We start from the raw sequence: 19,789 nt of genomic DNA on the forward strand, positions 1-19,789 counted from the left end.
CTCGTCAGTACAGATCGCCCTCGGTCACGATGTGATCGAGGGCGATGTCGTATTCGCCGTTGGGAAAGCTGGCCGCCAGGCAGGCATAGGCGATACCGAGCGTGCGCGGACGCGGCGTGGCCGCCAGGGTGCGGTCGTAGTAGCCGCCGCCATAGCCGAGCCGGTACCGTTGCTCATTAAAACCCAGGCAGGGCACAAGCAGGGTGGCGGGCGCCGGGCGCAGGCGCAGCCGGGCCGGCACGGCCACGCCCATGCCATCCTTGACCATGGGCTCGCCCGGCGTCCAGGCGGAAAAGGCCAGCGGCGCATGTTTTTCCAGCACTACCGGCAAGCTTAATTGCACGCCGCGCGCGGCCAGCTGCGCGTACGCGCCGTGCAAGTCCGGCTCGCCATGCAGGGGCCAGTACACGCCCAGTTCCTTGACGTTTTCCTGTGCGCACCAGTTGAGCAGGCGCAGCGCGATGGCCGCATCCCACCCCGCGCGCGTGGCGTCGGGCAGGGCGCGCCGGGCCGCCAGCAAGGCTTTGCGCAAGCCGGCTTTTTCCTGTGGCGCAATGGGTGGCCGTGTAGCCGGATCGCATGTTATTCTAGGGTCGCTATTCATATCACCATCAAGTTAAGATTGAGAGTCGTACATTGATTTCCCCACTGAAATGGATTGCCGGCACGATGCTGTGTGTTGCATCGGCCTTGTCTCCCCTGGCCGCCCTGGCCCAGGTTTCCACCACCGTATCCCCAGCCGCCCCCGACACGCGCAGCGAGGACGATGCCTTCCTCTTGCTGCGCGACGCCGCGCGCAAGGATGACGTCGAAAAAGCCGACTTTTATGCGGGGCGCCTGACGAATTACCAGATTCCATCGTATGTTGACTATTATCGGCTGAAACCGCGCATCAAACTGCTGACCGAGGCGCAATTTCGCGATTACCTGAACCGCTACAAGGGCAGCGCCATCGCCGACCGTTTCCGCAACGACTGGCTGCTGGAGCTGGGCCGCAAGCGCGACTGGGTCGTGTTCGATGAACAATACCCGCAATTCGCCCTCGACGACGACACCCAGCTCAAGTGCTACGCGCTGATGTCGCGCGCGGCCAAGGGCCAGAACGTGGCGGCCGAGGCGCGCAACCTGCTCGTCTCGCCGCCCGGCTATGGCGAAGCGTGCGGCAGCCTGATCGCGGCATTGGCGCAAAACGGCCAGTTCGACACGAACGACCTGTGGGCGCAGATCCGCCTGGCGGGCCAGACCAACGCCACGGGCCCGGCGCGCCGCATCGCGCTGCTGCTGGGCGCGTCCGACGCGAAGATGGCGCAAGCGATCGACTTGCCGGCGCTGGTGCTGGCCAAGGGCGCGGGTCTAAGTCGCGCCGACCACGAGATGTATCTGGTGGCTGTCGGCCGCATGGCGAAAAGCACCTTGAAGCTGGGCGTCGTCGCCCTGCAAAAGGCGAGTGCGCAGCTGACGGCGCAGGAACAGGCCATCGGCTGGGCCAGCCTGGCCCTGCAAGCGTCGTATTCGCTGGCGCCGGAAGCATTTGAATATTGGCAAAAAACCAATGGCGCGCCATTGACCCTGGAACAGATGCAGTGGAAGGCGCGTATCGCCTTGCGTGAAGGCAATTGGCCTGTGGTGAAGTCGTCCATCCAGGCCATGCCGGCGTCCCTGCGCGCCGATCCGACCTGGGTCTACTGGCTGGCGCGCGCGCAGCAGGCGGAAACGCCGGGCCGCCCGAACGCGCAAGCGGATGCCCTGTACCGCACGATCAGTGAACAATCGAATTTCTATGGCTTGCTGGCCAATGAGGAACTGGGCAACCATCTGGTGCTGCCGCCGCCGGGCCAGCCCATTACGCCGGCGGAAATCGCCGCCATGGCCGCCAATCCGGGTTTGCAGCGCGCCTTGAAATTTTTCAACATGCGCTTGCGCTTCGAAGGCACGCGCGAGTGGAACTGGGAATTGCGTTCGATGACGGACCGCCAGCATCTGGCGGCTGCGGAATTTGCGCGCCAGAACAATGTGCTCGACCGCATGGTCAACACCTCGGACCGCACGCGCCTGGAAGTGGACTATACGCAGCGCTATCCGACGCCGCACGACGACGTCATGCACCCGGCCACGCAAACCCTGGGTCTCGACAAAGCGTGGGTGTATGGCCTGATCCGCCAGGAATCGCGCTTCATCATGGATGCGCAGTCGCACGTGGGCGCATCCGGCCTGATGCAGGTGATGCCGTCGACGGCCCGCTATGTGGCCAAGAAAATCGGTTTGACGGATTTCGTCACGGAAACCTTGAGCGACGTGCGCACCAACGTCTTGCTGGGCACGAATTACCTGAACATGGTGCTTGGCGGCTTGGACGGTTCGCAAGTGCTGGCCAGCGCCGCCTACAATGCGGGACCGGGGCGCTTGCGCATCTGGCGCGCCACCATGACGCGTCCGCTGGAAGGCGCCGTCTTCGCCGAGATCATTCCGTACACGGAAACGCGCGGCTACGTGAAAAACGTGATGGCCAACGCCACGTATTACGCGGCCCTGTTCGAGAAGAGCCCGCAATCGCTGAAGGCGCGCCTGGGCACCGTCGGCCCAAAAAACAGCGCCATCGCGGCCGACTTGCCCTCATCCAACTAAAGATACCCGACCATGCAGACGACCATCCTTGATCCCAGCCTGACGCAAACCCTGGCCGCCGCGCGCGAGCCGGGCCTGACCCTCATCATCGGCAACAAGAATTACTCATCGTGGTCGATGCGCCCGTGGGTGGCCATGACGGCGTTCGGCATCCCATTCCAGGAAGTGCGCGTGCTGCTCGACCAGAATGACACGGCCACCAAAATCGCCGAGTATTCGGCCTGCGGCCGGGTTCCCGTGCTGCTGGCGGGCGAGATCACGATCTGGGACAGCTTGGCTATCTGCGAATACCTGGCCGAGCAGTTTCCAGATAAACACATGTGGCCGCAAGACGTGGCCGCGCGCGCCATGGCGCGCTGTGTCTGCGCGGAAATGCACTCGGGCTTCACCGGCTTGCGTACGGACATGTCGATGAATATCAAGGCCAAGTTGCCGGGACGGGGCCGCACGGCCGCCGCGCAGGCCGACATCGGCCGCATCAGCGAAATATGGGAAGAGTGTTTATCGCGTTTTGGCCACCACCAGTTCCTGTTCGGCGACTTTTCCATCGCCGATGCGTACTTTGCTCCCGTCGTCATGCGTTTCCGCACGTATGGCGTCAGCCTGGCGCCGGCGCTGAACGCGTATTGCGAGCGCGTGCAGGCGCACCCGGCCGTGGCCCGCTGGATTACGGAAGCGCTGGCGGAGACGGAAACGGCGCCCAAGCACGACGCGGAACTGCCTGATTAAGAGACGTTTATCATGAAGATTTACACGGTCGGTGGCGCGGTGCGCGACCAACTGCTGGGCTTGCCCGTGAAAGACCACGACCACGTCGTCGTCGGCGCCACGCCGGACGACATGCTGCGCCGGGGCTTCCGGCCCGTGGGCAAGGATTTCCCCGTCTTCCTGCATCCGAAGACGCAGGAAGAGTACGCGCTGGCCCGCACGGAACGCAAGACTGCCCCCGGTTACCGGGGTTTTGTCTTCCACACCGCGCCCGACGTCACCCTGGAAGACGACCTGGTGCGCCGTGATCTGACCATCAACGCCATCGCGCAGGCCGAGGACGGCAGCCTGACCGACCCGTTCGGCGGCATTGACGATATTCAAAACAAAGTGTTCCGCCACGTCTCCGACGCGTTCGGCGAAGACCCCGTGCGCATCTTGCGCCTGGCCCGCTTTGCCGCCCGTTTCGATACTTTTACGGTGGCGCCCGCCACCATGGCCCTCATGCGCCAGATGGTGCTGGACGGCGAAGTCGACGCCCTGGTGGCCGAGCGCGTGTGGCAGGAAGTGGCGAAAGGGTTGATGGAAGCGCGGCCGTCGCGCATGCTGACGGTGTTGCACGAGTGCGGCGCCCTGGCGCGCATCCTGCCGGAATTGGCAATCAACGACCATCTGCTGCGCGTGATCGACAGGGCGGCGGGCGCGGGCCACGCACTGTGCGTGCGCTTTGCCGTGCTGATGCTGGCCGTGCCGCTTGAGCAGATCAATGTGCTCAGCGAGCGCCTGCGCGTGCCCAACGATTGCCGCGAGCTGGCCGTGATGGCGGCGCGCGAGCAGGCTGTCGTTGCCGGTGCGCTGGATTTGAGCGCCGAAGCCATCGTCAGCCTGTGCGAACGCTGCGACGGCTTGCGCAAGCCGCAGCGCTTCGTGCAGATGCTGGACGCCATCGGCTGCGACGTGCAGGCCCAGGGTCATGCGTTCCCACAGTCGGCTTGGCTGCAAGCCATGCTGGCGGCCGTGCGCGGCGTCGATGCGGGTGCGCTGGCACAAGCTTGCGCACAGGAACCGAAGCGCATTCCCGAAGTCATCCATGCGGCGCGGGTCGAGGCCGTCACGAACGCGATCAGCGGCACGGAGCTGCCATGAGCCTGCCCAAATTGTTCCAGAACCCGTTTCGCCGCTGGCTCAGCCGCAGCGGCGGCGGGCGTCCGACCGTGCTCGTCAAGCAATTGCATGAGCGCGACCGGCGCCGCATGATGAAGCATTTCCTGAATCTGGAGAAAAGCGACCGCCTGCTGCGCTTCGGCAGCGCCTTGCCCGATGAGCTCGTCGCCCAGTACGTGCAAAAGATGGATTTCTCGCGCGACATGGTCTACGGCGTCTACAACAGCCTGTTCAAGCTGGTGGGCGTGGGGCATCTGGCGTTCGCGCCGAAGGACACGTCGCCGGCGAAAAGCGTCGTGACGGACAAGGAGCAGGTGGCCGAGTTTGGCGTGTCCGTATCGAAATCCATGCGCGGCATGGGCGTGGGGTCGAAACTGTTCGAGCGGGCGGCAATTCACTGCCGCAACAACGATGTCGATACCCTGTACATGCATTGTTTGTCGTCAAACAAGACGATGATGCATATCGCCAAGAAGGCGGGCATGGAAATCCAGCGCGACTATGGCGAAGCCGATGCCTATCTGAAACTGTTGCCGCCGAATCCGAGCAGCATGCTGCAGGAAGCCGTGCAGGAGCAATTCGCCATGTTCGACTACACGTTCAAGGCCAACGCGCGCGCCGCGTTCAAGTTGTGGGACCGCTTGCCAGGGCGCAAGAAGAAGCCCGGGCCGCCGTCACCGCCGTCACAATAAGGGCAGGGCCGTCGTATCCTTGATGCGCTGCAAGGCAAAGCTCGACTTCACGTCCAGCACGGCCGGGTGGCGCAGCAGGGTCGCCATCATGAAGCGCGAAAAGTGCTCCATGTCTTCCACGTGCACGCGCAGCAGGTAATCCATTTCGCCCGTCATCGCATAGCAGGCCACCACTTCCGGCCATTGCGCCACCGCCACGGCAAAGTCGGCGCGCGGCGACGTGTTCGTCACCAGATTCGGCGCCAGCACTCTTGCCGTGCTGTGGGCCGTGGCGTCGCTGTGCTTTTCCAGCCGCACGTTGACATAAGCCAATAGCCCCAGGCCGATCTTTTCCGGGTCCAGCAAAGCCACGTACTGGCGGATCACGCCCGCTTCTTCCAGCCGTTTGACGCGGCGCAAGCATGGCGACGGCGACAGGCTGACTTGCTCGGCCACGTCCTGATTCGACAGGCGGCCATCGGCCTGCAGGACGGCGAGGATCTTGCGGTCCGTTTTATCCAGCGTAATTTTGCTCATGCTTCCTCCGGTGGTTCGTGTTTCACGCAATATTATTGCGCAAATCATGATTGTTCGGGAGATCTTTGGCATTTAATGCCCGTGACCCACGCCTATACTGTGCGCTACTTCTTGGAGGAGACATCATGCAATTTCAGCCTTGGGATAACCCGATGGGTACCGATGGTTTCGAGTTCGTCGAGTATGCAGCACCAGACCCAAAAGCATTGGGCAAGCTGTTCGAGAACATGGGATTCACGGCCATCGCGCGCCACCGCCACAAGGATGTGACCCTGTACCGTCAGGGCGACATCAATTTCATCATCAATGCCGAACAAGATTCGTTCGCGCAGCGTTTTGCCCGCCATCACGGCCCGTCCGTGTGCGCCATCGCCATCCGCGTCGACGACGCAGCCTTCGTGTACCGCCGCGCGCTGGAACTGGGCGCCTGGGGTTTCGACAATAAAACAGGTCCGATGGAACTGAATATCCCCGCCATCAAGGGCGTCGGCGATTCCCTGCTGTACTTCGTCGACCGCTGGCGCGGCAAGGGCGCCGACAAGCCGGACGCGGCCGCTCCGGGCGGCATTGGCGACATCAGCATCTATGACGTCGACTTCGTCGCCATTCCCGGCGCCGTCGCCAACCCGGTTGGCCATGGCCTGACCTATATCGACCACCTGACGCACAATGTGCATCGTGGCCGCATGAAGGAATGGGCGAATTTCTATGAAAGCCTGTTCAACTTCCGCGAAGTGCGCTACTTCGACATCGAAGGCAAGCATACTGGTCTGAAGTCGAAAGCCATGACTTCGCCGTGCGGCAAGATCCGCATCCCGATCAATGAATCGTCGGACGACAAGTCGCAGATCGCCGAATACCTGGATCAGTACCACGGCGAAGGCATCCAGCATATCGCGCTGGGTACCGATGATATCTATGGCTCCGTGCAAGGCATGCGCGATACGGGTATCGATTTCCAGGATACGATTGAAACGTACTATGAGCTGGTCAACCGCCGCCTGCCGAACCATGGCGAGCAGCTGGAAGAACTGCGCCGTTTGCGCATCCTGATCGATGGCCACAGCACGGAAACCGAACGCGAACTGCTGCTGCAAATCTTCACGCAGACGGTGATCGGCCCGATCTTCTTCGAGATCATCCAGCGCAAGGGCGACCAGGGCTTTGGCGAAGGCAACTTCCGCGCCCTGTTCGAATCGATCGAGCTGGACCAGATCAAGCGCGGCGTGCTGAAAGATACGAGCGCGGCGTAAGCTGGTGGTGTTTGTCGGCTTACGCCGTTCCGGCTAAGCCGACCTACGGCTGGGGCCAGTAATGTAGGTCGGGTTAGCCAGGTTGGCGTAACCCGACATGCCCGCAAAAAGAAGCACTAAAAAGCAGCAAAAGGTACGAACGCAGGAGTGCAGTGCAGCAAAAGAACTGTGCGCCTTCCTGTGGTAGTCTACGACAAACAAGTCATTTTTCCGCACCGGCATTGCTCACAAAGCGCGGCCGGTACGTGTGAGTTCAACCGACTTTGCACGCGTAGCACAGAGAATAATGGAGACAAGTAATGAATGCACCAATCAAGGGCTCGAGTCTTGAGCCGGGCGCGCACGCGTCCGAGATTTCCCTGAACGACAAATACACGCTCGAGCGTGGCCGCGCCTTCATGACGGGCACGCAAGCGCTGATCCGCCTGCCCATGCTGCAGCGCGAGCGCGACCTGAAGGCTGGCCTGAATACGGCCGGCTACATCACCGGTTACCGCGGTTCGCCTGTGACCTCCGTCGACATGACGGCGATCAAGGCCAAAAAATATCTCGATGAACACCACGTCAAATTCCACCCGGGCCTGAACGAAGATCTGGCCGCCACGGCCGTCTGGGGCACGCAGCAAACGAATCTGTTCGAAGACGCGAAATACGATGGCGTGTTTGGCATGTGGTACGGCAAGGGCCCCGGCGTCGACCGCTGCGGCGACGTTTTCAAGCACGCGAACAACGCCGGTTCCGCCAAGCACGGCGGCGTGCTGGTGCTGGCCGGCGACGACCATGCGGCCAAATCCTCGTCCACCGCGCACCAGTCCGACCATATCCTGAACGCCTGCGGCATTCCCGTGCTGTACCCGTCGTCGGTGCAGGAATACATCGACTACGGCTTGCACGCGTGGGCCATGAGCCGCTACACGGGTCTGTGGGTGTCGATGAAATGCGTGACCGACATCATCGAGTCGGGCGCCGCCGTCGATTTCGACCCGGACCGCGTGCAGATCACCTTGCCGACCGACTTCGAGATGCCGGCCGGTGGCCTGAACATCCGCTGGCCCGACACGGTGCTGGAACAAGAAGTGCGCATGAACAGCTACAAATGGTATGCGGCGCTGGCGTATGCGCGTGCCAACAAGCTCAATAAGATCATCTGGGACAGCCCGAAGGCGCGCATCGGCATCATCACGGCCGGCAAATCGTATCTGGATACGCGCCAGGCGCTGGCGGACCTCGGCATCGACGAGCAGACCGCGTCCGACATCGGCATCCGCCTGTACAAGATCGGTATGACCTGGCCGCTGGAAGCCGATGGCGTGCACGAATTCGCCAAGGGCCTCGATGAAATCCTCGTGGTGGAAGAAAAGCGGCAAATCCTCGAATACGCGCTGAAGGAAGAACTGTACAACCTGAAGGATGGCGAGCGTCCGCGCGTGGTCGGCAAGTTCGACGATACGGGCGAATGGAGCAACCAGAAGGGCACCGGTCACGGCGACTGGCTGCTGCCGGCCACGTATGAGCTGAACCCGGCCATGATCGCCCGCGCCATTGCCAGCCGCATTTCGCGCTACTACGCGGGCCACCCGGTCGAGCAGCGCGTGAAGGAACGCATCGCCTACCTGGAAGCCAAAGAGAATGTGCTCAAAGCGATCAGCGTGAAACCCGATCCGCAGAAGGACCGCACGCCGTTCTTCTGCTCCGGCTGCCCGCACAACAGTTCCACGAAAGTGCCGGAAGGCTCGCGCGCGCTGGCCGGCATCGGCTGCCATTACATGGTGCTATGGATGGACCGCGAAACGTCGACGTTTACCCACATGGGCGCCGAAGGCGTGACTTGGGTGGGGCAGGCGCCGTTCACGAACGAGAAGCACGTGTTTACCAACCTCGGCGACGGCACGTATTTCCACTCGGGCATCCTGGCGATCCGCGCGGCCGTCTCGGCCAAGGTGAACATCACGTATAAAATTCTGTTCAACGATGCGGTGGCCATGACGGGCGGCCAGGAATTCGACGGTCCGCTATCGCCAGCCATTATCTCTCGCCAGATCGCCGCCGAAGGCGTCGGTCCCATCATCGTCGTCACGGACGAACCGGAAAAATACCCGGACGATTACGCCTGGGCGGAAGGCGTCACCGTGCGCCACCGTTCGGAACTGATGGACGTGCAGCGCGAACTGCGCGACATGCCCGGTGTGTCGGCCATGATCTACGATCAGACCTGCGCCTCGGAAAAACGCCGCCGCCGGAAACGCAATGAATACCCGGACCCGGCCAAGCGCGCCGTCATCAACGAAGCCGTGTGCGAAGGCTGCGGCGACTGCTCCGTGCAATCGAACTGCCTGTCGGTGGAACCGCTGGAAACGGAACTGGGGCGCAAGCGCCAGATCAACCAGTCGTCCTGCAACAAGGATTTCTCGTGCACGACGGGTTTCTGCCCCAGTTTCGTGACGGTGGAAGGCGGCGGCTTGAAAAAGCCGAAGAAGGCAGCTGCCGCCGACAAGGATGCGCCAGCCGCGCCGGCCTTGCCGACACCGCAGATTCCTTCGACGGCCGAGCCGTTCGGCATCCTGGTCACCGGCATCGGCGGCACGGGCGTCGTCACCGTCGGCCAGATCCTGGCCATGGCGGCGCACGTGGAAGGCAAGGGCTGTTCCGTGCTGGACATGAGCGGCCTGGCGCAAAAGGGCGGCCCTGTCATGTCGCACGTGCGCCTGGCGGACCGCCAGGAAGATATCCACTCGACGCGCGTCGGCACGGGTGCGGCTGACCTGGTGATCGGCTGCGACCTGATCGTCACGGCCAGCCGCGACGCCCTGTCTCGCATGGGGGAAGGCCGCAGCTGGGCCATGATCAACTCGACCAGCTCGTCGACGGCCGCCTTCGTGAAGAACCCGGACTGGCAATTCCCGGGCGCTTCGGCGCGCATGGAAATCGAAAAGGCGTGCGGCAGCGACCACGTGGACTTCATCGACGCGGGCCAGATCGCCACGGCGCTGATGGGCGACTCGATCGCCACGAACATGTTCATGCTCGGCTACGCCTGGCAAAAGGGCAAAGTGCCGCTGTCGGAAGCTGCCATCATGAAGGCCATCGACTTGAACAACGTCTCGGTGGCGTTCAACAAGGCGGCCTTCAACTGGGGCCGCGCCGGTGCGCATGACGCGGCCAGCCTGGTACGCATGACAACACCGGCCAAGGTGGTGGAATTCAAGCGCATCGACACGCTCGACGACATCATCGAAAAGCGCGTGGCCCTGCTGACGGCCTACCAGGACCGCGCCTATGCGCAGCAGTACATCGATTTCGTCGGCCAGGTACGCGCCGCCGAAAGCGCCCTGAATGGCCCGCACCTGCGCCTGACGGAAGCCGTGGCCCGCTACTTCTACAAGCTGATGGCGTACAAGGACGAGTACGAAGTGGCGCGCCTGTACACGGACGGCGCCTTCCAGGCAAAGATCGCGTCCATGTTCGAAGGCGACATCAAGCTCAAGTTCCACCTGGCGCCGCCGATCATGGCGAAAACGGATGCCCAGGGTCATCTGGTGAAGAAGGAATTCGGCCCGTGGATGATGAAGGCGTTCGGTGTGCTGGCCAAGTTCAAGGGCTTGCGCGGCACGGCGTTTGACATCTTCGGCCACACGGCCGAGCGCAAGATGGAGCGCGCGCTGATTCTTGAGTACCGTGCGACGGTGGGCGGCTTGCTGCCGAAACTGACGACGGCCAAGCTGGCGCAAGCCGTGGCCATCGCCAGCATCCCGGAAGACATCCGCGGCTATGGCCACGTGAAGGAGCGTCATTTGAAGGCGGCGAAAGAGAAGGAAGCGAGTCTGCTGATCGCCTTCAACGCGCCGACGCCGCTGCCGCCCGTCGTGGCAGCACCCGTGGCGGCCACCGTGGCGTAACGGTTTGCGCATGATCTTGTAGCAATGGCGCCTGCGGGCGCCATTTTTTTGTGTTAAAGAAAACAACGCTTGCTGGCAAAACGCATTATAATTTTTCGACAATTTCTTCTTGGAAAGTTTCTCATGCATTCCCTGCGCCTGCGTTGCCTCGTTGTTTCCCTCGGATTCGTGTTGAGTGCCTGCGGCGGCGGTGGAGGAGGCGGCAGCAGCGACAGCGCGCCCGTCGTGCCGCCCGTGACGCCAACCGGGCCGACCGGGCCGACGGCGCTGGTCGCTTCCTCCACGGTGGCGAACCGTTGCGAGGCACCGCGCAGCGGCAGCAGCATCGACAAGCCGGGCACCTTGCACGATGAGCAGACATGGGTGCGCAGCTGGATCGATGAAACGTATCTGTGGTACCGCGAAGTGCCGACCACCTACCTGCCGCAAAGCTTTGCCACGGCGAAGGCGTATTTCGATGTGCTCAAAACGACGGCCACGACGGCGTCCGGCAAGCCGAAGGACCAGTTCCATTTCACGTATACGACGGCCGAATGGGAAGCCTCGCTCAATGGCGTCGAACTGGGCTACGGCATGCTGCTGGCGCTGACGCGCACCACGCCGCCGCGCAAGGCCGTGGTCACGATCGTCGAGCCAGGCTCGCCGGCGGCACTGGCGGGCTTGCGGCGCGGCGATGCGCTGCAAACCGTCGATGGCGTCGATTTCGTCAATGCCCCCGACACTGCCAGCGTGGGTATCATTAACGCGGGCCTGTTCCCTTCGGCGCAAGGCACGCACACGCTGGCGTTCAGCCGCAACGGCGCGCCCATCTCCGCGAGCCTGCAGGCGGTGGATGTCAGCACGAGTTCCGTGCAAAACGAGCGCATCATCGACACGCCCACGGGCAAGGTGGGCTACCTGACCTTCAACACCCACAACAACGTGTCCGAGCGCCAACTGGCCGAGACCATGGGCCGCTTCCAGGCGGCCGGCATCAGCGACCTGGTGCTCGACGTGCGCTACAACGGCGGCGGCTACCTCGATGTCGCCAGCGAGCTTGCCTACATGATTGCCGGCCCGCAAGTCACCACCGGCAAGACCTTCGAGCAGGTGCTGGCCAATGACAAGACGCGGCCGGCGGCGCCCGTGCCATTCCATGCGCAAAGCCTGGGCTTTGCCGGGCCGAACCCTCTGCCCAAGGGCACGCCGCTGCCCTCGCTGGGCCTCAAGCGCGTGACTTTGCTAACGACGGGCAATACCTGCTCGGCCAGCGAAGCCATCATCAACGGCTTGCGCGGCGTGGACGTGCAGGTCAACCTGATCGGCGGCACGACGTGCGGCAAGCCCTACGGTTTCTATCCCACGCCCAATTGCGGCACCACGTATTTCGCCGTGCAGTTCCAGGGCGTCAACGCCAAGGGCTTTGGCGACTTCGCCGATGGCATGGCGCCGACCTGCGACGTGGCCGACGATTACCAGAACCAGCTGGGCGACCCTGCCGAAGGCATGCTGGCGGCGGCGCTGCGCTACCGCAGCAGCGGCAGCTGTAGTCCGGCCACAGGCGCGCTCAGGCTGTTGAGTTCGATGGAGAACCCGGCCGACACGGCCACACGGCTGCTGCGTCCTGCCTACAAGGAAATTGCTGTATTGAAACGCTAAAGTCCCATTGTGCCCCCCTTCCTGGGTGAAGGAAGGGGGGCTTTCTGCTCAGAAATCTTTCTATATAACAATTTTGATATATGAAAAGATGAATCCATTCGTTCTGTAATTACTGGCATTTTGATATCTTTCGCCTTCTCCCTAACCTTGAGAAGCGCAAAGATGCCTATACAATTCAAGTTACCACCGCTCACCGTCGCCGTACTGGCCATCCTGGGCGGTTCCGCATGGCAGGCGCACGCGCAAACGCAAGCGCCCGCAGCGGATCAGCAGCCGGCGGCCACCCCGCCAGCCGTCGTGGTCACCGGTTCGCGCATTCCCCGCGCCAGCCTGGAAGGACCATCGTCCGTCACCATCCTGACCGGCGATGAAATCACCAAGCAAGGGTACAAGAACGTCTTCGATGCGCTGACCAACCAGGTACAGAACAGCGGCTTCACGCAAGGCGAGGACTTCGGCAATACGTTCACGCCGTCGGCCAATACCATCAGCCTGCGCGGCCTGGGCCCGAACCACACCTTGATCCTGCTTAATGGCCGCCGCCTGGCCGACTTCCCCGTCGCCTACGAAGGCACGGTCAACTTCACCAATCTGGCGAATATCCCGTCGAGCATAGTCGACCGCATCGAGATCCTCAACGGTGGCGCCTCGGCCATCTATGGTTCCGACGCGATCGCCGGCGTGGTCAACGTCATCCTGAAAAAGCAGACGGAAGGTTTCGATATCAACGTCAAGGCGGGCGGCACCTCGCGCGGCGGCGCCGGCAACCAGCGCGTGCAGCTGACGGGCGGCGGCAATTTCGACAAGCTGCATACCCTGTTCAGCGTGGAGCTGAGCCAGCGCGATCCGCTGTCGAGCCTGCAGCGCGATTTCATGGCCACGCGCTCGGGCACGCCGACGAATATCGCCTCGCGCCGCGTGGTACAGGCGGGCACCTCGGGCAGCTACGTGGACCTGGGCGACACCTGCAACCAGTTCGGCGACCTGTTCGGCGGCAGCGTCGTCAAGTACCAGGCGAAGAACGGCAGCTATTGCGCCAGCCCGAAAGTCGGCCCCACCTACTGGACCACGCAAACCAAGAACCGCAGTCAGAACGTGTTCGGCAGCGCCAACTATGAGCTGTCGCCGGAAACGACGCTGTTCGCCGACTTCCTGATCGGCAAGAACTCGACCGAGAACAATACGCGCGGCCCGACGTGGACGTCGTCGTCGACGGGCAGCAGCTATTTCCGCAACCAGAACACCAATCGCTACGAAGCCTGGACGCGCTATATCTCGCCCGAGGAAATGGGCGGCGTGGAGCGCTACAACCGCAAGTGGGACGACCTGGCCACCGCCATCTCGCTGGGCGCCAAGGGCCGCATTCCCGGCACGTCGTCGTGGCAGTATGAAGCGAACTACAACGCCTCGGTGTACAAGAGCGAAAGCCACACGCCGCGCGCGCTGGCCAATATCGACAGCTTCTTCCTGGGCCCGAAACTGGGTACCGACACCGCCGGCGTGCCGATCTACGCACCGGACCCGGCGCGCCTATCGCGCCGCGTGACGGCGGCCGAATTCGACAGCATCACGGGCAATTCCGACAGCGACGACAAGGCCTGGACGAATACCCTGAGCCTGGCCACGAATGGCGACCTGTTCCAGCTGCCCGCTGGCGTGGCGAAGATCGCCACCATCGCCGAATTGGGCAAGCAGGGCTTCAGCAATGTGCCCGATGCGCGCCTGAACGACGGTTACTTCAACGTCGCCACCAAATCCGATATCACGGCCGGCACGCGTACCCGCTATGCGCTGGGTGCCGAGATCAACCTGCCGCTGCACGAGAAGCTGACCGGTACCCTGGCTGGCCGCTATGACCGCTACAACTTTGCCGGCCGCAGCGATGGCAAGTTCACCTACAACGGCGGCCTGGAACTGCGTCCCGCGCCGGAGCTGCTGTTCCGCGCCAATTACGCCACCAGCTTCCGCGCACCGGACATGAACTACATCTACAAGGCGCGCGGCACCGGTTACTATTCGAGCACCACCGATTACTACCGCTGCGGCGCTGCCGGACAGGCCATCGAGGACTGCGACTACGCGAATAAATCGCCGGGCGCCGACTATGTGCAGAACGGTAGCAAGGATCTGCAGTCGGAGAAGGGCAAGTCGTTCGGCGTGGGTGCCGTCTGGTCGCCAAGTTCGAATTTCGACGTCTCCGTCGATTACTGGAACATCAAGATCGACGACCTGGTGACGAATTTGAGCGCCGACAAGATACTGCGCGACGAAGCCGATTGCCGCCTGGGCAAGCTCGACATCAACTCGCCTACCTGCGCCGATACCCTGGGCCGCGTCGAGCGTTTCGCGGCCAATGCCCTAAACCGCGCCGGCGAGATCAAGACCATCACCGTCAATCCGATCAATGCGGCCAAGCAAAGCAGCAGCGGCATCGACGTCAGCGTCAAGTATTTGCTGCGCACGGCGGACTATGGCCGCTTTGCCTTCAAGGCCAATTACGCCAAGGTGCTGAGCAATAAATCGCAGCAATTTGTCGGTGACGAAGAAATCGACGAGCTCAAATCGCTGAACAATACGGATTGGCGCGACAAGCTGAACCTGAGCGTCAACTGGGCTGCGGGCGACTGGTCGAATACTTTGCTGGTCAGCCGCTACAGCAAGATACCGAACGCCGCCGGCACCGGCTACCTGACGCCGACGGCGCTGGCCAATATCAGCACCGTGTACCGCATCAACGACCGCGCCACCTTGTCGCTGATCGTCAACAACGTGTTCGACAAGATCAAGCGCGACGACAGCGGCGGCTGGCCGTACTATCCGGTGGGCAGCTACAGCCCGCAGGGACGCCAGGGCTGGGTAGAATTCAACTACCATTTTGGCTCGTAATTCACGCTTGCCAGAGCAAGGCCGGAGCAGCTGACGCTGTTCCGGCTTTTTTATTTTCCGCTGCAGTTTTACACGCGCCACCACCCCTATAATTGCCCGCTTGTTCTCTCTCGATGGAGTTTGACCCATGCTACGCCACGCCCTGCTGTCCGCCGCCTTGTTGTCCACATTTGCCTTGCCTGCGTATGCCGCCTCGCCGTTGACCACGGTGGCCGAACGCTCGGGCTTTTTGCATACGGGCCGCTATGCGGAAGTGGAAACCTTGTGCCGCCAGTTCCAATCGCGCTATCCGAAGCAGGTGCGCTGCGTGGAGTTCGGCCGTACGCCGGAAAACCGCCCCATGCTGGCGCTGGCCGTCTCGAATACGGGCGCCCTGACGCCGGCCGAAGCGGCACGCCGCAAGCTGCCCGTGCTGCTGATACAGGGCGGCATCCATGCGGGCGAAATCGATGGCAAGGATGCGGGTTTCTCGCGTTGCGCGAAGTATTGGAGGGCAAGGCGGCACCCGGCGCGCTCGACAAGCAGGTGCTGCTGTTCGTGCCCGTGTTTAACGTCGATGGCCACGAGCGCTTCGGCCAGTGGAATCGTCCGAACCAGCGCGGCCCCGTGGAAATGGGCTGGCGCAGCACGGCGCAAAACTATAATCTGAACCGCGAATACATGAAGGCCGATACGCCCGAGATGCAGCACATGCTGGCGCTGGTGAACGCCTGGGATCCGTTGGCGTATGTCGACCTGCACGTCACCGACGGCGCCCAGTTCGAACCCGATATCTCGATCCAGGTCGAACCCGTGCATGCGGGCGATGCGGCCCTGCGCGTGGCCGGCACGGCCTTGCGCGATCAGGTCCTGGCCGACCTGGCCAAGCAGGGCTCGGATCCGAAACCGTTCTATATTTCGTTTGCCGAGAACGACAATCCCCAATCGGGTTTTGTCGATTCGGCGCCGAATCCGCGCTTCTCGCATGGCTATTTCCAGCTGCGCAACCGTTTCGGCATGCTGGTGGAAACCCATTCGTGGAAGGACTATCCGACCCGCGTGCGCATCACGCGCAACACCATCGTCTCGCTGCTGTCGCAAGTGGCGCAGCATGGCGCGCAGTGGCGGCAAACGGCGCTCGAGGCGGACGCGCGCGCCGCGCAGCTGGCCGGCACGACCTTGCCGCTCACGTATAAAACGACGGACAAGAGCCGCATGATCGCGTTTCGCGGCTACGCCTACACGCGCACGCCATCCGAAGTGTCGGGTGCGCTGATGACGCGCTACGACGAAACCACGCCGCAGATCTGGAACGTGCCCCTGCGCGACGAGATCGTGCCCGACCTGCAGCAGGCAGCGCCCAAGGCCGGCTACCTGGTGCCCGCCGCGCAGGCAGCCATGGTGGCGGCCAAGCTGCGCCAGCATGGCGTGTCGTACCAGGTATTAGCTACCGCGCCGGGCAGGCTGCCGGTCGAGACCTTCCGCGCCACGGCTGTGAAATTCGGCGCGCAGTCGTTCGAGGGACGCCAGACTGCGGCCGTGCAGGGCGAGTGGCAGAAAGAGGAGCGCGTGGTTGGCGCCGGTGACCTGTACGTGCCCGTCGGCCAGGCCAAGGCGCGCCTGGTCGTCGCCCTGCTCGAGCCGCGCGCGCCCGATTCCCTGCTGGCCTGGGGCAGTTTCAATACGGCCTTCGAGCGCAAGGAATACATGGAAGAATACGTGGCCGAAGACGTGGCGCGCGCGCAACTGGCGGCCGACCCGGCGCTGGCGGCGCAGTTCCATCAGAAGCTGGCCAGCGATCCCGCGTTTGCCAAGAACCCGGCCGCGCGCCTGGAATTCTTCGCCCGCCGCCATGCTTCCTGGGATGAGCGCCTGAACCTGTATCCGGTGCTGCGCACGGATGCCGCGCCTGCCGGCCTGGCAGTGCCGCCGACGCGCACACCGAAGTTGTCAAATCGCGCAGATTAATCGAAAGAAAATGCTATTCTCCGCTCGATGATGGCGCCGCCACCACGAGCAGGGAACATGCATGGTCAACAAGACACTCTTTAACCAGCACCGCGAGGCGTTTTTTCGCCTCTGTGACGCCGTCGGCGAGAATCAGGTGGAACAGGTGCGCAGCCTGCTCGAGGCCACGCCGCTGCTGTTGACCTTGCGCCGCTATAACATGGATGACGGCGAGTCGCTGCTGCACCTGGCCGCGGCCGGCGGCAGCCGCGAGGTCTGCGCGCTGCTCGTGTCGCTGGGCATGGACGTCGACCTGCCGCTGCCCGGTTACCGCAACCTGACGCCGCTGGACGCGGCGGCAAGCCATGGCCACCTCGATACCTGCCGCTGGCTGCTCGAGCAGGGCGCTGCCGTCGATGGCTTGCCGGACAATATACTGTCGCCGCTGGACAGCGCCTGCGTTGGCGGCCATGAGGACGTGGTCGCATTGCTGCTGCAGCGGGGCGCCAATCCGAACCGTTTGCATACGCGCTGGAACCAGGCGCCGGTCGATATCGCCACCGGCTGGGGCTTTCCCGCGATCGCCCAATTGCTGGCCGCCGCCGGCGGCGTCAGCATACTCGACGTGCCGCAGCAGGCTGCCGTGTCACCGCAGGAAGCTATCCGCACCTTCATGCACAACAGCGCCGGCTGGGTGCTGCCGGCCGTGTTCAGCCCGGACAGCGGCGACGCGCGCTTTTTGCTGGGCATCAGCTGCATCGGCGGCAAGCGCGATTTCAAGCTGTTCGATTTCAAGCTGTTGTTTACCACCGGCCTGTTCCGGCAATCGCCGATGACCGAACTGGCCATCTGCCTGCCGGCCCGCTGGCCGCTGACAGTGCACGGCTTCGCCGAGCACAGCCCGTGGCGCTTTCCCGTGGCGCTGCTGGCGCGCCTGGGACGGCGCACGCTCGACCAGGCCAGCCTGGCGGCGGGCGAGCTGCTGCGGCGCGACGATCCGTACCTGGCGGACCTGGCGTGGCCGGACGGCGTCGATGCGCTGCTGGCCATCGACAAGCGCTGGAATCCCGAGCCGGAGGAAGACGACATTGCCGACGATGACAAGGTCACCATTTATCTGCTGGTGCCGGTGGTGTACACGAAGAAAGGCGCGCCCGGCGCCAGCGCCTTGCCGGCCTTGATCGAGCGCAAGCTCAAAGGCAGCTGGAAAGTGTCGGCCTTGCCCACCCCGTGATTGGCTAGCGCCGGCCTGCACGCGCGCATGGCCAGATCAAGCCGCACCGCTTGCAGCAATGTTATCCTGCCAATAAATTTTCCGCGTCCGCGCCAACCCGTTTCACGCATCGGTTTTCCATGACAAAAAAAATTCTTCTCCTGAGCGTCTCGGCCGGCGCCGGCCACATGCGCGCGGCGCAAGCCATCGAGGCGTATGCGGCGCGCGATGGCGGTGGCGGCCCCGCGGCGCTGGCCCTGCATCTGGACGTGATGGATTTCGTCACGCCCGCCTTCCGCAAGCTGTACACGGATTTCTATATCAAGCTGGTCAACAAGGCGCCCGCACTGTGGGGCTATCTGTACCATGCCACCCACGACGCGCCGCGCGACAGCTCGATGCAGCGCTTGCGCCGTGCCGTCGAGCGCCTCAACACGCGCGCGCTGATGACGCAGATCGCCGCCTTCCAGCCCGACGCCATCATCTGCACGCATTTCCTGCCGGCCGAACTGCTGTCGCGCGCCCTGCGCCAGCACCAGCTGTCCTGCCCCGTGTGGGTGCAGGTCACGGATTTCGACTTGCACCGCATGTGGGTGCATGAACACATGCAGGGCTATTTCGCCGCCACCGACGAAGTGGCGTTCCGCATGCGCCATGAAGGCATCCCCGCCGACCGCATCCACGTGACGGGCATCCCCATCATGCCCGCGTTCGCGCAGCTGCCCGAGCGCGTCCAGTGCGCACAGGCGTTTGGCCTCGACCCTAGGCGCACGACGATTTTGCTGATGGGCGGCGGGGCGGGACTGGGCAGCCTGGAAACGGTCGCCGCGCGCCTGCTGGCCTTGCCGGGCGACTTCCAGCTGATCGTATTGGCGGGGAAAAACGCCGCCGCGCTGGCGGCGCTGCAGGCGCTGGCCGGCCAATATCCGGGGCGCCTGCTGGCGCAAGGCTTTACCAGCGAAGTCGAGCGCCTGATGGCGTGCGCCGACCTGGTGATCACCAAGCCGGGCGGCCTGACCACGTCCGAATGCCTGGCGCTGGGCTTGCCCATGATCGTCAACTCGCCGATTCCCGGACAGGAAGAGCGCAATGCCGACTATCTGCTGGAGCAGGGCGTGGCCCTGAAGGCATTCGACGCCGTCACCCTGGAATACCGCGTGCGCCTGTTGCTCGACCATCCCGAACAGCTGCAAGCCATGCGCGCGAAAGCGCTGGCCCTGGGCCGTCCGCGCGCCGCCCTGGAGGTACTGGCGCAGGTGCTGGCTTGACGGG

Annotated in this window: 12 protein-coding genes and 1 pseudogene; 11 read left to right on the forward strand and 2 right to left on the reverse strand. The window is 63.3% G+C overall.

Annotated elements, in window-relative coordinates:
* Positions 1-4 precede the first annotated feature (4 nt).
* The gene (locus V3C40_RS19405; RefSeq protein ID WP_331778278.1) at positions 5-532 is read right to left on the reverse strand and encodes a 5-formyltetrahydrofolate cyclo-ligase; all 528 of its coding nucleotides are present in this window, start codon (positions 530-532) and stop codon (positions 5-7) included.
* A gap of 104 nt (positions 533-636) precedes the next feature.
* On the opposite strand from V3C40_RS19405, the gene V3C40_RS19410 reads away from it, so the two are divergent.
* The 4 genes from V3C40_RS19410 to V3C40_RS19425 are packed head-to-tail and all read left to right on the forward strand — an operon-like array spanning position 637 to position 5,189.
* Complete coding sequence (locus V3C40_RS19410; RefSeq protein ID WP_331778279.1) at positions 637-2,625, forward strand: lytic transglycosylase domain-containing protein; 1,989 nt, start codon at positions 637-639, stop codon at positions 2,623-2,625.
* Positions 2,626-2,637: 12 nt separating this feature from the next.
* Positions 2,638-3,354, forward strand: a complete 717-nt coding sequence (locus V3C40_RS19415; RefSeq protein ID WP_331778280.1) for a glutathione S-transferase family protein — start codon at positions 2,638-2,640, stop codon at positions 3,352-3,354.
* 12 nt (positions 3,355-3,366) lie between these two features.
* Positions 3,367-4,479, forward strand: coding sequence for a multifunctional CCA tRNA nucleotidyl transferase/2'3'-cyclic phosphodiesterase/2'nucleotidase/phosphatase (locus tag V3C40_RS19420; protein ID WP_331778281.1), 1,113 nt, complete (start codon positions 3,367-3,369; stop codon positions 4,477-4,479).
* Entirely contained in the window at positions 4,476-5,189 is a 714-nt protein-coding gene (locus V3C40_RS19425; RefSeq protein ID WP_331778282.1) for a GNAT family N-acetyltransferase, read from the forward strand. The genes V3C40_RS19420 and V3C40_RS19425 overlap by 4 nt, the downstream gene beginning before the upstream one ends.
* Here V3C40_RS19425 and V3C40_RS19430 read toward each other — a convergent pair.
* The gene (locus tag V3C40_RS19430; RefSeq protein WP_034753092.1) at positions 5,181-5,705 is read right to left on the reverse strand and encodes an Lrp/AsnC family transcriptional regulator; all 525 of its coding nucleotides are present in this window, start codon (positions 5,703-5,705) and stop codon (positions 5,181-5,183) included. The two genes, V3C40_RS19425 and V3C40_RS19430, sit on opposite strands and share 9 nt — an antisense overlap.
* Before the next feature lie 125 nt (positions 5,706-5,830).
* On the opposite strand from V3C40_RS19430, the gene hppD reads away from it, so the two are divergent.
* From hppD to V3C40_RS19465, 7 genes and pseudogenes are all read left to right on the forward strand, one after another.
* Entirely contained in the window at positions 5,831-6,958 is a 1,128-nt protein-coding gene (hppD, locus tag V3C40_RS19435) for a 4-hydroxyphenylpyruvate dioxygenase (protein ID WP_331778283.1), read from the forward strand.
* A gap of 299 nt (positions 6,959-7,257) precedes the next feature.
* On the forward strand, positions 7,258-10,854 hold the full coding sequence (locus tag V3C40_RS19440; RefSeq protein WP_331778284.1) for an indolepyruvate ferredoxin oxidoreductase family protein: 3,597 nt from the start codon (positions 7,258-7,260) through the stop codon (positions 10,852-10,854).
* Between the two features lie 123 nt (positions 10,855-10,977).
* Complete coding sequence (locus V3C40_RS19445) at positions 10,978-12,492, forward strand: S41 family peptidase (protein ID WP_331778285.1); 1,515 nt, start codon at positions 10,978-10,980, stop codon at positions 12,490-12,492.
* Positions 12,493-12,654: 162 nt separating this feature from the next.
* Positions 12,655-15,378 (forward strand): TonB-dependent receptor plug domain-containing protein, encoded by a 2,724-nt coding sequence (locus tag V3C40_RS19450; protein ID WP_070304539.1) that lies wholly within the window; start codon positions 12,655-12,657, stop codon positions 15,376-15,378.
* A 127-nt stretch (positions 15,379-15,505) separates the two neighbouring features.
* Positions 15,506-17,325 (forward strand): annotated as a pseudogene (locus V3C40_RS19455) (M14 family metallopeptidase).
* A 61-nt stretch (positions 17,326-17,386) separates the two neighbouring features.
* Positions 17,387-18,538, forward strand: a complete 1,152-nt coding sequence (locus V3C40_RS19460; RefSeq protein ID WP_331778286.1) for an ankyrin repeat domain-containing protein — start codon at positions 17,387-17,389, stop codon at positions 18,536-18,538.
* 119 nt (positions 18,539-18,657) lie between these two features.
* Positions 18,658-19,785, forward strand: coding sequence for an MGDG synthase family glycosyltransferase (locus V3C40_RS19465; protein ID WP_331778287.1), 1,128 nt, complete (start codon positions 18,658-18,660; stop codon positions 19,783-19,785).
* Positions 19,786-19,789 lie beyond the last annotated feature (4 nt).

Source organism: Janthinobacterium sp. LS2A, assembly GCF_036543145.1.
GTDB lineage: Bacteria > Pseudomonadota > Gammaproteobacteria > Burkholderiales > Burkholderiaceae_D > Janthinobacterium > Janthinobacterium aestuarii.